General features: G+C 67.9%; 13 protein-coding genes. 7 read left to right on the top strand and 6 right to left on the bottom strand.

Features of this window, described 5'->3' with window-relative positions; all coding sequences use genetic code 11:
* Nucleotides 1–3: 3 nt before the first annotated feature.
* On the bottom strand, nt 4–1,020 hold the full coding sequence (locus AAID08_RS22265; protein WP_343719687.1) for a tripartite tricarboxylate transporter substrate binding protein: 1,017 nt from the start codon (nt 1,018–1,020) through the stop codon (nt 4–6).
* 356 nt (nt 1,021–1,376) lie between these two features.
* On the opposite strand from AAID08_RS22265, the gene AAID08_RS22260 reads away from it, so the two are divergent.
* The 7 genes from AAID08_RS22260 to AAID08_RS22230 all read left to right on the top strand — a co-directional run bounded on the left by AAID08_RS22260 (nt 1,377) and on the right by AAID08_RS22230 (nt 8,759).
* A complete protein-coding gene (locus AAID08_RS22260; RefSeq protein ID WP_006385546.1) occupies nt 1,377–2,399 on the top strand; it encodes an amino acid ABC transporter substrate-binding protein in 1,023 nt (340 codons plus the stop codon).
* A gap of 156 nt (nt 2,400–2,555) precedes the next feature.
* Complete coding sequence (locus AAID08_RS22255; protein WP_343719686.1) at nt 2,556–3,416, top strand: IclR family transcriptional regulator; 861 nt, start codon at nt 2,556–2,558, stop codon at nt 3,414–3,416.
* Between the two features lie 359 nt (nt 3,417–3,775).
* Nucleotides 3,776–4,684, top strand: a complete 909-nt coding sequence (locus AAID08_RS22250; protein ID WP_064528353.1) for an arginase family protein — start codon at nt 3,776–3,778, stop codon at nt 4,682–4,684.
* A gap of 41 nt (nt 4,685–4,725) precedes the next feature.
* Nucleotides 4,726–5,517, top strand: a complete 792-nt coding sequence (locus AAID08_RS22245; protein ID WP_064528307.1) for an ABC transporter substrate-binding protein — start codon at nt 4,726–4,728, stop codon at nt 5,515–5,517.
* A gap of 44 nt (nt 5,518–5,561) precedes the next feature.
* The gene (locus tag AAID08_RS22240; RefSeq protein ID WP_049075464.1) at nt 5,562–6,254 is read left to right on the top strand and encodes an amino acid ABC transporter permease; all 693 of its coding nucleotides are present in this window, start codon (nt 5,562–5,564) and stop codon (nt 6,252–6,254) included.
* 4 nt (nt 6,255–6,258) lie between these two features.
* Nucleotides 6,259–7,011 carry an amino acid ABC transporter ATP-binding protein gene (locus AAID08_RS22235; protein WP_395756900.1) on the top strand — a complete coding sequence of 251 codons (753 nt, stop codon included), beginning with the start codon at nt 6,259–6,261 and terminating at the stop codon, nt 7,009–7,011.
* Between the two features lie 191 nt (nt 7,012–7,202).
* Nucleotides 7,203–8,759 carry an acetolactate synthase large subunit gene (locus AAID08_RS22230; protein ID WP_343719685.1) on the top strand — a complete coding sequence of 519 codons (1,557 nt, stop codon included), beginning with the start codon at nt 7,203–7,205 and terminating at the stop codon, nt 8,757–8,759.
* Nucleotides 8,760–8,798: 39 nt separating this feature from the next.
* On the opposite strand, the gene AAID08_RS22225 is transcribed toward AAID08_RS22230, so the two are convergent.
* The 5 genes from AAID08_RS22225 to AAID08_RS22205 are packed head-to-tail and all read right to left on the bottom strand — an operon-like array spanning nt 8,799 to nt 13,375.
* Nucleotides 8,799–9,509, bottom strand: a complete 711-nt coding sequence (locus AAID08_RS22225) for an ABC transporter ATP-binding protein (RefSeq protein WP_026383166.1) — start codon at nt 9,507–9,509, stop codon at nt 8,799–8,801.
* Nucleotides 9,497–10,270: an ABC transporter ATP-binding protein gene (locus AAID08_RS22220; protein ID WP_175142539.1), complete on the bottom strand. Its 774-nt coding sequence runs from the start codon at nt 10,268–10,270 to the stop codon at nt 9,497–9,499. Before AAID08_RS22220 ends, AAID08_RS22225 begins: the two co-directional genes overlap by 13 nt.
* Nucleotides 10,263–11,315: a branched-chain amino acid ABC transporter permease gene (locus tag AAID08_RS22215; RefSeq protein ID WP_054501059.1), complete on the bottom strand. Its 1,053-nt coding sequence runs from the start codon at nt 11,313–11,315 to the stop codon at nt 10,263–10,265. Before AAID08_RS22215 ends, AAID08_RS22220 begins: the two co-directional genes overlap by 8 nt.
* Nucleotides 11,316–11,317: 2 nt before the next feature.
* A complete protein-coding gene (locus AAID08_RS22210) occupies nt 11,318–12,199 on the bottom strand; it encodes a branched-chain amino acid ABC transporter permease (protein ID WP_006385541.1) in 882 nt (293 codons plus the stop codon).
* A 15-nt stretch (nt 12,200–12,214) separates the two neighbouring features.
* Entirely contained in the window at nt 12,215–13,375 is a 1,161-nt protein-coding gene (locus tag AAID08_RS22205) for an ABC transporter substrate-binding protein (RefSeq protein WP_020926741.1), read from the bottom strand.
* Nucleotides 13,376–13,383 lie beyond the last annotated feature (8 nt).

The raw sequence follows: 13,383 nt of genomic DNA, 5'->3' as shown, positions 1-13,383 counted from the left end.
CCATCAGTCCACGGTGATGCGGGCCTGCTCGATGATCCCGGCATAGCGCGCCGAATCCTGCTTCATCAGTTCGGCGAACTGCGCCGAGGTGCCGCTGGCCGGCAGGAAGCCCGCGTCCAGGAATTTCTGGCGCACGTCCGGTTCCTGCACGATCTCGCTGATCTCGCGCGCCATGCGTTCGATGATCGGCCTGGGCGTGTTGGCTGGCGCCATCAGGCCGGCCCAGGAGCCGGTGACGAAGCCCGGCATGCCGGCCTCTTCCATGGTGGGAATCGACGGCTCTGTGGGCCAGCGCTGCTTGCCGGTGAAGCCGAGCGCCTTCAGGCGGTTCTGCTTGACGTACTGCATCGGCACCAGGATGGGATCGAACACCATCGACACCCGGCCGCCCAGCAGGTCGGTGAGGATCGGCGCGCTGCCCTTGTAGGCGACGTGCGTCATGGTGATCTTGTTGCGCAGCGCGAAATCGGCGCCGGTCAGGTGCGCGCTGGAGCCGTTGCCGCTGGAGGCATAGGTGAGCTTGTCGGGGTGCTTGCGGGCGTATTCCACCAGCTCTGCCACGCTGTTCACGGGCAGGTCCTGCGCCACGAACAGGAACAGCGGCAGGTCGGCCATCTGTGCCACGGGAACCAGGTCGTCCGGCTTGTAGCCCAGTTTGTAGAGATGGAAGTTGATGATGTAGGCCGGCAGGATCGACAGGAAGGTGTAGCCGTCCGGGGCGGCCTTGGCCGCGATCGCCGAGCCCACGCTGCTGTTGGCGCCGGGGCGGTTTTCGACAATGATGGTCTGCTTCAGGCGCGGCCCGAGCTTTTCGACCACGATGCGCGTGACGATATCGGTGGAGCCGCCCGGCGTGTAGGGCACGATGATCTTGATGGGTTTGCTGGGCCAGTCGTCCGCGTGCGCGGGGCCGGCGACCAGCCCGCCCGCGGCGAGCGCGGCGTACAACAGGGTCTTGAGGACATGGCGGCGGTGTTCCGCCGCGAAGCTGGGGGGCTGCGGTTTCCTTGCGGGTGCCATGGATTTGTCTCCTCCATGATTCGGCCGAATGCTGGCGCGCGTCCCGGGTTTTTATAGTGGCGCGGCCGGCTTTTTCTGAGGGATGGTGATCGCGTTGCCTGTCAGCCAGGACGCGAAAAAAGTATGGCACGCAGGGTCCAGCGATCCGCCCCGCGGGCCCGTCAATAAAGTTCGATCACCGGACTTGGAGGGCATTTCGCCAACGACTTGCTACTCGGGTTTCCACTAGGCCTCCGCGCGTTGTTCACGCCGTGGACATCGCGTAATCTGGCGGCCGGCCCGCAAAGCATGGGCTTGGTTTCAGCCGCGACGGGCCTACAGGACGGCGCGGGGCATCTAATTCAGGAGAAGCAATAATGAAGCGGTTGATTTCGTTTGCTGCCGGCGCGCTTGCCCTGGCGTGCGCATCCCAGGCGGCGGTGGCCGGCCCCACGCTGGATGCGGTCAAGAAGAAGGGGTACGTGCAGTGCGGCCTGACCGACGGCGTCTCGGGCTTCTCGGCCACCAACAGCAAGGGCGAATGGGAAGGCATGGACGTGGACATCTGCCGCGCCGTCGCCGCCGCCGTGTTCGGCGACCCGACCAAATTCAAGGGCACCGCGCTGTCGACCCAGCAACGCTTTACCGCGCTGCAATCGGGCGAAGTCGACGTGCTGCTGCGCACCGTCACGCTGACGCAGACCCGCGACACCTCGCTGGGCCTGTCGGCCGTGGCCGCCAGCTTCTATGACGGCCAGGGCATCCTGGTGAACAAGAAGCTGGGCGTGAAAAGCGCCAAGGAACTGAACGGCGCCACCGTCTGCGTGCAGCCGGGCACCACCACCGAACTGAACCTGGCCGACTGGTTCCGCGCCAACAACATCGAATTCAAGCCGGTCGTGATCGACAAGGTCACCGAAGTCGTGCGCGCCTTCGAGTCGGGCCGTTGCGATGCCTTCACCGACGATGCCTCGCAGTTGGCCGCCGTGCGCGCCACGCAGGTCGCCAAGCCGGACGACTACGAGATCCTGCCGGAACGCTTCTCCAAGGAGCCGCTCGGCCCCATGGTGCGCCAGGGCGACGAGAACTGGCTGGGCATCGTCCGGTGGACGCTGTTCGCGCTGCTGGAAGCCGAGGAATACGGCATCACGCAGAAGAACGTGGACGAGATGCTCAAGAGCAACAACCCCAACATCTCGCGCATCCTGGGCGTGACGCCGGGCGCCGGCAAGAACATGGGCCTGGATGAAAAGTGGGCCTACAACGCCATCAAGGCCGTGGGCAACTACAGCGAAGTGTTCGAGCGCAACGTCGGCAAGGACAGCAAGCTGGGCCTGCAACGCGGCACCAACGCGCTGTGGAGCAAGGGCGGCGCGATGTACCCGTGGCCGATCCGCTGATTGCGGTGATCTGAGCACGAACGGCCCGCCTTGCGCGGGCCGTTTTGTTTCCGGCATGCCGCATGCCCCGCGGCGCTGGGCATCGGATCGTTGAGCGATATGGGCGAACCGTTATGCGGTACGCTATGCGCTTTTCCACCGGACGCATCCCGCGCCATGACGCAGACCCGACCCGAGGATTCCCCCTTGTTCATCGCCGCGCTGGCGCGTGGCGTTTCCGTGCTGCGGGCCTTCAGCGAAGGCCGGCCGGCGATGACGCTGCCGGAGCTGGCCGAGGCCACCGGCCTGAGCAAGAGCTCGGTGCAGCGGTTCACCCATACGCTGTGGACGTTGGGCTACCTTCGCAAGGATCCGGCCAGCAAGAAGTTCTCGCTGGGGCCGTGGTCGCTCGAACTGGGCATGAAGTACGTGCAGACCAGCCCGCTGGTGCTGGGCGGCAACCCGTTCCTGCACACGCTCAATCGCAACTGCCAGGAAACGTGCAGCCTGGCCGAGCCCGACGGGTTGGACATGGTCTACGTGGCGCGCTTTGCGACCCATAAGGAAATGTTCGTCAACATGCCGGTGGGCATGCGCCTGCCGCTGTATTGCACGGCTGCCGGCCGCGCGGTGCTGGCGCGGCTTGAGCCGCATGTGGCGCGCGGCCTGCTGGAGCGTTGCGACCGCAAGGCGTACACCGCGGCCACCCTCACCGAGCTGGATGCGCTGCTGGCCGAGCTGGAGTTCGCGCGCCGCCATGGCTACGCGCGTTCCAACGGTGAGTTCTATCCCGGCGACATCACCGTCAGCGCGGCGGTGCTGGATGCCGGCGGCACGCCGCTGGGCGCGGTCAATGTCTCGGTGCCGTCGAGCCGCTGGTCGTTCGAGCAGGCGCAGGCCGTGTTCGGGCCGCAGGTGGTGGAGACGGCGCACGCCATCAGCGCCTCGCGCACCTTGGGGCGCTCGCATCCGTTTTATGAGCTCGAACCGCCGGGCGGCGCGTTGCGGGGCGCGCCCTTGGGCGACGACGAGGCCTGATCGAGGCCTGGCCCCACCGCGAACGCGGATGTTCGGGGCGATGAAGACGCGGCGACATGAGAGGCCGGTTCGGAGTGCTGGCGCGACGCGTCAAATTGAAGCATCGGTGACGCACCGCCGCGGGGCGTCGTCACGTCAATTCCGTACTATTTCAATCGGATATTAACTCGCCAATCAAGGGAAACTCCCTAATTGGCGGGGTGATGGCACGCGCGTTAATCTATTTATGACACGATCGTATCGTATAGCGATTTGATCGAATCTAAATATTCACTCTGCCACAAGCTTGCCGCCTGTCGCCAAGGAGCCGCGCCGTGCCGTCGTCCGCCGAAGTCCGCTTTCATCCCGTGTCGGGATTCATGGGCCTGCCGCCGGCCCGCGCCGCCGGTAGCGGCGCCGCGCGCGCCTGTGTCGTGGGCATCCCGTTCGACTGCGGCACGCATCCGTTCCGGGTCGGTTCGCGGCAGGGGCCGGACGCGATCCGCGAACAGTCGCGCCTGCTGCGGCCGGTGGACATCTTCCGCCGCCACGGCATCGACAATCCGCCCGAGTTCCTGCGCGCCATCGACGTCGGCAACGTGGCCTGCCATCCCGGCGATCCCGACGCCTCGTATCCGCTGATCGAGGCGGGCATCGGCGCCATCCTCGATGCGGGCGCCATCCCGATCTCGATGGGAGGCGACGGCGCCGTGACGCTGCCGCAGTTGCGCGCCGTGGCCCAACGTCATCCTGACTTCGTGGTGCTGCATTTCGATTCGCACACCGACACCTACCCGATCCCCGGCTACAACACGGCCACCACCTTCACCCGCGCCGCCGAGGAAGGCCTGCTGGACGTGCGCCGCAGCTTCCACGTGGGCACGCGCGGCAGTTCGTTCATGCCGGGCGTCATCGAGTTCGGCCGCGAGGTCGGCTACACCATCGTGCCCTTCGACGAGTTCGACCAGGACCAGAAGGGCGCGCTCGACGCCATCAAGCAGCAGATCGGCGAGCGGCCGGTGTACCTGTGCTTCGACATGGACATCTTCGACCCGTCCTGCGCGCCCGGCGTCTGCACGCCGGAGTGGGGCGGCCTGTCGCCCAAGGAAGGGCTGGGCCTGTTGCGCCAACTGGCGGGCCTGAATTTCGTGGCGTTCGACGTGAACACCGTTTCGCCGCCGCAGGACGTGCAGGGCGCCACGGCGTTCCTGGCCGCCACCGTCATGCAGGAGTTCTGCGCGCTGGCGGCGGTGGCGGTACGGCAGTACCCGCAAGGACGCCCGGACTGAACCGGCGCATTGCGGCATCCATTTCATACAAGGGGAATTGCATGAAACTCAAATCCATCCTGCTCGGCCTGGCTTCGGCCGCGCTGCTGGCCCAGGCCGGCGCCAGCGTGGCGCGTACGCTCGACGAGGTGCGCGCCGACAAGACCTTGAACGTGGTCACCACCGCGTCCGCGCCGCCGCACGGTTTCAAGAACCCGAAGTCGAACCGGCTCGAAGGCATCATGGTGGACGTGGCCGCCGCGGTCGGCAAGCATCTGGGCGTGGCCGACAAGCTCACCGACGTGCCGTTCTCGGGCCTGATCCCGACGCTGACCTCGGGGCGCGCCGATCTGATGTCGGCGCCGTTGTTCATCACCGAAGAGCGGGCCCGCGCCATCGACTTCTCGGCGCCCGTGTACGAATGGGGCGAGGGCATCGTGGTCAGCGACAAGGCCACCCGCCGCTACGCCAAATTCGAGGACATGCAGGGCCAGAAGGTCGGCGTGCTGGTGGACTCGGTGCAGTTCAACATGATCAAGGACATGCCGGGCACCAAGGTATCGACCTACCAGGACTATTCCACGCTGCTGGCCGATGTGCGCGCCGGCCGCGTCGATCTGGGCATCGTCGATCCGCCCAGCATCATCTACCAGATCAAGACCAAGAACATCCCCGGCGTGAAGCTGGACACGGGCTACCAGCCGCAGCGCAAGTGGCAGGTGGGCATGGCGGTGCAGAAGGGCAATACGGCGCTGCTGGAGGCCGTCAACGCCGCGCTGGCCGAGATGAAGCGCAACGGCGAACTGGCCGCGATCGGGCAGAAGTGGGGCGTATCCGACCTGCTCAGCAAGTAATGCCGCCGCCGCGCGGATAAGCAGCACGAGTTAAGGAGCAAGCATTGGATCTCGCCACGTTGCGCATGTACCTGAGTCCCCTGGCCGAGGGCACGCTCTGGACCCTGGCGCTGTTTTTCTGTTCGGCTTTCCTGGCGGTGGCGCTGGGCCTGGTGGTGTGCCTGTGCCGCCTGTCGCGGCGGCCGCTGGTCAGCCGCGCGGCCCGCGTCTACATCGACATCATCCGCGGCACGCCGCTGCTGCTGCAACTGTTCTACATCTACTACGGCCTGCCGGAGCTGGGCGTGGTGATCAACGGCTTCGTGGCCGGCGTGCTGGGGCTGACGCTGAACTTCGGCGCCTACCTGGCCGAGCTGTTCCGCAGCGGCATCCAGTCGGTGGACGCGGGCCAGTACGAAGCGGCGCGGGCGCTGGGGTTGCGGCGCACGCAGCGGCTGCAGCGCATCGTGCTGCCGCAGGCGCTGCGCACCATATTCCCCGCGCTGGGCAACTACGCGCTGGTGCTGGTCAAGGAGACCTCGCTGGTGGCGGTGATCAGCGTGTATGAGTTGATGCGCGCCGGCGAGATGCTGGCGGGCGCCACCTTCCAGGCGCTGACGGTCTACACCATGGTGGGCGTCATTTATTTCGCCCTGTGCAGCGTGCTGGCCTACCTGTTCCGCCGCTCGGAAAAGCGCCTGACCGTGCCGGGCTACTGGAGCGGCGCCGGCGACAACCATGACATTTCCAAGGCCTGACGCGATGGACGGATTGAACGACTTGGCGCCGATCATCACGATGCGGAGCGTCTCCAAATGGTATGGCGACTTCAAGGTGCTGGACGGGCTGGACCTGGAGGTGCGGCCCGGTGAAAAGCTGATCCTGTGCGGCCCGTCCGGCTCAGGCAAGTCCACCACCATCCGGTTGCTGAACCGGCTGGAGGAACACCAGCAGGGCACGATCGTGGTCGACGGCATCGAGCTGAACGACGACGTCGGCAACATCGAACGCATCCGCGCCGAGGTGGGCATGGTGTTCCAGCACTTCAACCTGTTCCCGCACCTGACGGTGCTGGAAAACTGCACGCTGGCGCCGATGCTGGTCAAGGGCGTGGCGTCGGCGGAGGCGGAAAGCCGCGCCATGCAGTATCTGGAGCGCGTCAGGATCCCGCAGCACGCCGCCAAGTATCCGGGCCAACTGTCCGGCGGCCAGAAGCAGCGCGTGGCGATTGCCCGCGCGCTGTGCATGCAGCCCAAGATCATGCTGTTCGATGAGCCGACCTCGGCGCTCGATCCGGAGATGGTCAAGGAAGTGCTGGACACCATGGTGGCGCTGGCGCGCGACGGCATGACGATGGTCTGTGTGACCCACGAGATGGGCTTTGCGCGCGAGGTGGGCGACCGGGTGGTGTTCATGGACCAGGGCGCGATCGTCGAGACCGACACGCCGGACAACTTTTTCCGGGCGCCGCGTTCGGAGCGGGCGCAGGCTTTTCTGGGACAGATCCTGGCGTAGGCGCGGCCTTCTCCTGGCGGGACAGCGTTGGGGGCGGCGGCCTGAATTCCGGTTGCCGGAACCTGGGGAATGGTTCCATGCCGAGCCGCGCAAATGGCTCTACCCGGTTTGCGCTACGCTACCTATCATGCCAAATCGGGCCGGCGCGCCGCCGCCGGCCCAAGCCTACGTAAAACAACCAGGGAAACACGATGAACGGCGCTGATAGTCTTTGCGATACCCTTCTGGCCAATGATGTGGACGTCTGCTTTGCCAACCCGGGCACGTCCGAGATGCACTTCGTCGCGGCGCTGGATCGCAAACCGAAGATGCGCTGCGTGCTGGGCCTGTTCGAAGGCGTGGTGACGGGCGCGGCCGATGGCTACGCGCGCATGGCCGACAAGCCGGCCGCCACGCTGCTGCACCTGGGGCCGGGCCTGGGCAACGGCCTGGCCAACCTGCACAACGCCAAGCGCGCGCGCACGCCGATGGTCAACATCGTCGGCGACCATGCCACCTATCATGTGCAATACGACGCGCCGCTGACCAGCGACGTCGAAGGCGTGGCGCGTCCCATGTCGCACTGGGTCAAGCGCGGCATGTCGGCCGAATCGATGTCGGCCGACGCCGCCGAGGCCATTGCCGTGGCGCGCCGCCATCCGGGCAACATCGCCACCCTGATCCTGCCGGCCAACTCCGCCTGGACCGAGCTGCCGGCCGACACCGCCGTGGCCAAGGTGGTCGACGAGGCCGTGCCGCACACCACCATCGAGGCGGTGCGCGCCGCCGCCAAGGCGATCCGCTCCGGCGAAACCACCACGCTGCTGCTGGGCAGCACCGCGCTGCGCGAACGCGCGCTCAAGGCCGCCGGCCGCATCGCCCGCGCCACCGGCGTGCGGCTGATGTCCGAAACCTCCAACCGCCGCATCGAGCGCGGCGGCGACCGCACGCCGGTGGACCGGCTGCCGTACCCGATCGACCTGGCCGTGGCCAAGCTCAAGGACGTGCGTCACCTGGTGCTGGTCGGCGCCAAGGCCCCGGTGGGCTTTTTCGCCTATCCCGGCAAGCCCAGCCTGCTGGCGCCCGAGGATTGCGAGAAGATCGTGCTGGCCACTGTTGAGCAGGACCTGGCGCACGCGCTGGAATGGCTGGCCGACGAACTCGGCATCGCCGCCGACGCGCCGCGCCTGGCGGCGCCCGCGCCGGCCTACGAGGTGCCGGCCAGCGGCAAGCTGACCGGCGCCGCCGTCAACATCCTGGTGGCGCACCACCTGCCCGAGAATGCCATCGTCTGCGACGAGTCCATCACCCAGGGCCGCGAATTCCCGATCTACAGCGCCAGCAGCGCGCCGCATGACTGGCTGATGCTGACCGGCGGCGCCATCGGCATCGGCCTGCCGCTGGCGGCCGGCGCGGCGGTGGCCTGCCCGGACCGCAAGGTCATCACCCTGCAGGCGGACGGCAGCGGCATGTACACCTTGCAGGCGCTGTGGACGCAGGCGCGCGAGAACCTGGACTGCCTGACGGTGATCCTGGCCAACCGTTCCTACGCCACGCTGCATGGGGAGATGAAGAACGTGGGCGTGCAGGAGCCGGGCCGCAACGCGCGCCGCATGCTCGACCTGGAAGAGCCCTATCTGGACTGGACCCACCTGGCGCGCGGCATGGGCGTGGAGGCGGTCAGCGTCGATACCGTGGAAGGCTTCGCCCGCGCCTTGCAGGACGGCCTGAAGCGCCGCGGCCCGTTCCTGATCGAAGCGTTGATCTGACGCTTTTGCCCCGCGCGGCAAGGAGCAGGCGCGGGGCGGTCAGACGCCCAGGTAGCGCGTCAATTGTTCCGGCGCGGCGGCCAGCGCCGCGCTGTCGCCGTCCTGCACGATCAAGCCCTTTTCCATCACCAGGCAGCGGTCGGTGTGCGCCAGCACCGCGCGGTAGTTGCGGTCGACGATCAGCGTCGACATGCCGGTGGCGCGGATCTGCCGGATGATCTTCCAGATCTCGGCCACGATCAGCGGCGCCAGGCCTTCGGTGGCTTCGTCCAGGATCAGCAGGTCGGGGTTGGTCATCAACGCCCGGCCGATCGCCAGCATCTGCTGTTCGCCGCCCGACAACTGCTGGCCGCCATGGCCCAGCCGTTCCGTCAGGCGCGGAAAGGTCTCCAGCACCCGCGCATAGGTCCAGTCGCGCCGCCCCTGTTCGCCGGCGCGCGCCGCCACCAGCAGGTTCTCGCGCACGCTCAGGTTGGGGAAGATGCCGCGGCCTTCGGGTACGTAGGCCACGCCCAGTTGCGCGATGGCGTGCGGCCGGGCGCGGGTGCAGTCGGCGCCGCGCACCGCCACGCGGCCCTGGGCGCTGCGCACCTGGCCCACCAGGCTGCGGATCAGCGTGGTCTTGCCCATGCCGTTGCGGCCCACCAGTCCCACGGACTCGCCCGCCCCGATGCGCAGGCCGACGCCGCGCAGCACGTGGCTGGCGCCGTAGTACACATGCAGGCCGTCGGCTTCGATCAGTGCGCGCATGTGAAGTCTCCGTCCAGGTCTTCGCCCAGGTAGGCGGTGCGCACCTCGGCATTGGCGCGGATCCGCGCCGGGTCGCCGCTGGCGATGCTGCTGCCGTTGACCATCACGGTGATGGTGTCGGCGATGCGGAACACCGCGTCCATGTCGTGCTCCACCAGCAGGATGGCGTGGTTGGCCTTGAGCGTCCGCAGCAGCGCGAGGATGCGGTCGGTTTCCTCCGGGCCCATGCCGGCCAGCGGTTCGTCCAGCAGCAGCACCTGCGGTTCGCCGGCCAGGCACATGGCGATCTCGAGCTGCCGCTTGCGGCCATGCGGCAGCAGCCCCGCCGGTTGCATGGCGTCGGCCGCCAGGCCGGTGCGCTCCAGCGCCTGCGCGGCCAGGTCGGCGCTGACCGCGCAGGCCGAGGCGGGCCGCCACCAGTGCCAGAAGCGCTGGCGCCGCGCCTGCGCCGCCAGCCGGCAGTTCTCGAACACGCTCAGTTCCGGGAACAGGGTCGAGCGCTGGTAGCTGCGGCCCAGCCCGGCGCGCGCGCGTTCGGGCTGGCCCCAGGCGGTGATGTCGCGCCCGCCCAGCGACACCTGGCCGCTGCTGGGCGCCAGTTCGCCGGACAGGATGTTGATCAGGGTCGATTTGCCCGCGCCATTGGTGCCGATGACGGCATGCACTTCGCCGCGTCGCAGCGCCAGCGACACGCCGTTGACGGCGGTCAGGCCGCCGAAGCGCCGGGTGACCGCGTCGGCGGTCAGCAGGGGATCAGGCATGGGGCTCTCCTTGGATCGGCAGCGGGAGGGGCTTGGCGGCGCCGGCCGACGCGGCCGAGGCGACCGCGGTGGCAGGGGCCCGGCGCGCCCGGCGCCGGCGCCATTGCGCCGGCAGGCCGGCCAGCCCGTCGGGCAGCAGCGCCACCAGCGCGATGATGGCCAGGCCCAGCGGCAGGTGCCAGTGGCGCGCGTAGTCGCCGAACAGCGCCTGCGACTGGAACAGTTCCTGCAACAGCACCAGCGTCGCCGTCCCAAGCACCGCGCCGCCCAGGCTGCCCATGCCGCCCAGGATCACCATCAGCAGCACCAGCCCCGATTGTTCCCAGGCCAGCAGCTCGGGCGTGACGAAGCCGTCCTTGAGCGCGAACAGGAAGCCGGCCAGCCCCGCCAGCGCGGCGCCGATCACATACGCCGCCAGCTTGTACGGATAGGTCGAATAGCCTGCCGCCCGCATGCGTTGTTCGTTGATGCGGATGCCGGCCAGCGCCGCGCCGAACGGCGAGCGCCGCAGCAGGGCGAGGAAGCCCCAGGTCAGCGCCAGGCAGGCCAGCACGAAGAAATAATAGGTATTGCCCTGGTCCAGGTCGAAGGGCACCCAGCCCGCGATATTGGCCTGCGGCCGGAAGTACAGGTAGATGCCGTCGCTGCCGCCGCCGACCTTGGTGTCATGGAACACGTAGTAGGCCATCTGCGCGAAGGCCAGCGTCACCATGATGAAGTACACGCCGCGCGTGCGCAGCGCCAGCGCGCCCGTCAGCGCGGCGTAGGCGGCGGCCGCCAGCAGCGCGGCCGGCAGCAGCCACCACAGGCTGGCCGCTTCCGAGGACGGCGACAGCAGCGCGGCGGCATAGGCGCCGATGCCGAAGAATGCCGCATGGCCCAGGCTGACCAGCCCGGCGCCGCCCACCAGCAATTGCAGGCTGAGCGCGAACACCGCGTAGATCATGATCTTCACGGCCAGGCCGGTGTAGTAGTCGCTGCCGCTCCAGGCGAAGGCGGCCAGCGCCAGCAGGGTCGCGACAGGCAGGAGTCGATTCACATTCATGGTCAGCCCTGTTTGAACAGCCCTTCGGGCTTGCACAGCAGAATCGCGGCCATCAGCACGTACACCAGCACGCCCGCGGCGGCGGGGAACAGCACCTGGCCGAAGGTCTCGACCACGCCCACCAGCATCGCCGCCAGGAACGCGCCGCGGATCGAACCGATGCCGCCGATCACCACCACCACGAAACAGATGATCAGCACGCCGTTGCCCATGCCGGGATATACGGACGACACCGGCGCGGCGATGCTGCCGGCCAGCGCCGCCAGCGCCACGCCGGCGGCGAACACCAGCCGGTACAGCTTGTTGACGTCGATGCCCAGCGACCCGGTCATCTCGCGGTTGCTGGCGCCCGCACGCAGCATCATGCCCAGCCGCGTGCGCGCGATGACCCAGTACAGCAGCAGCGCCACCGCGATGCCCACCGCCGAGATGAACAGCCGGTACACCGGGTAGGTCATCACATCGCCCAGCGCGATGCTGCCCTGCAGCCAGGACGGCAGCGGCACGCCGTGCACGTCGTTGCCCACCAGGATGCTGCGCAGTTCCTCGAACACCAGGATCAGGCCGTAGGTCATCAGCACCTGCTGCAGGTGGTTGCGGCGATACAGGTAGCTGAAGAACGCCGCCTCCAGCAGGTAGCCGAGCGCGGCCGCGGCCAGCACGCACACCGCCAGGGTGGCGACGAAGCCGCCGCCGAGCCAGCGGTCCACCGCCGGCCCCAGCGCGAACGCCATGTAGGCGCCGATCATGTAGAAGCTGCCGTGCGCGAGGTTGATGATCCCCATGATGCCGAAGATCAGCGTGAGGCCGCTGGCCACCAGGAACAGCAACAGGCCGTACTGGAAGGCGTTCAGGCTCTGGATGAGCAGGATGCCGAGGTCCATGGGGACTCTCCGGTCCTAGAGCTTGCAGCCGCGGGCCGGGTCGGCCAGCTTGCGAACGGCCACGTCGACCACCTTGTTCTCCAGGCCGTCGACGCGGCGCAAGTAGATGTCCTGCACCGGGTTGCCGGCCTTGGACAGCGTGAACGCGCCGCGCGGGCTATCGACCGTGGCGCCGCGCATGGCTTCGCGGAATTCGGCCTTCTTGCCGAAGTCGCCCTTGACCGCCGCCAGCCCCGACTGCATCAGTTGCGCGGCGTCGTAGCCTTGCACCGCGTAGACGTCGGGCTGCATGTTGTAGGCCTTGCCGTAGTCGGCGCGGAAGGCGTTGTCGCGCGGCGTGTTCAGGCCGTCGGCGTAGTGCAGCGTGGTCAGCAGCCCCTGCGCCGACGCGCCCTGCGCCTGCAGCGTGCCGTCGGTGAGAAAGCCCGAGCCGTACAGCGGGATGGTCTTGTCCAGGCCGGCCGCGTGATAGTCCTGCACGAACTTGACCGCGCCGCCGCCGGCGAAGAAGGTGAACACCATGTCGGGCTTGAGCGCGGCGATCTCGGTCAGGAGCGACTGGAATTCGACGTTGGGGAAGGGCAGGCTCAGTTCCTTGACCACCTTGCCGCCGGCCTGCTCGAAGCCTTCCTTGAAACCGCCGATGGCCTCGTCGCCGGCCGCGTACTTCCAGGTGATGGTCACCGCCGTCTTGTGGCCGCGCGCCTTGGCCACCGGGCCCATGGCGTAGGCCGGCTGCCAGTTGGTGAACGAGGTGCGGAAAATGCCGGGGCCGCACAGCGGGCCGGTGATGGCGTTGGCGCCGGCGTTCGTCACGATGAGTGTGGTGTCGGCGTCCTTGGCGGCCTTGGCCAGCGCCATCGCCACGCCCGAATGCACGGTGCCGATCAGCACGTCGACCTGGTCGCGCTTGATCAGGCGGTTGGCGTTCTCGGCGGCCTTGGACGGATTGGATTCGTCGTCCACCTTGAAGTACTCGATCTCGCGCCCGCCGAGCTTGCCGCCCTGTTCCGCCACATACAGCTTGAAGCCGTTCTCGATGGCGTTGCCGAGCGCGGCGTAGGTGCCGCTGTAGGGCAGCATGAAGCCGACTTTGAGCTTGTCGGCGGCCAGGGCGCCGCTTGCGGCCAGCATCAGTGCCGCGCTCAGCGCGGCCCGGGTCAGGGCGTGGGTCATGGTGGTGT

Source organism: Achromobacter sp. EB05 (assembly GCF_044232075.1).
In the GTDB taxonomy this organism is placed as follows: domain Bacteria; phylum Pseudomonadota; class Gammaproteobacteria; order Burkholderiales; family Burkholderiaceae_B; genus Achromobacter; species Achromobacter dolens.
Note: the sequence above shows the minus strand (reverse complement) of the source record. Positions and strands in the feature narration are given on the sequence as shown.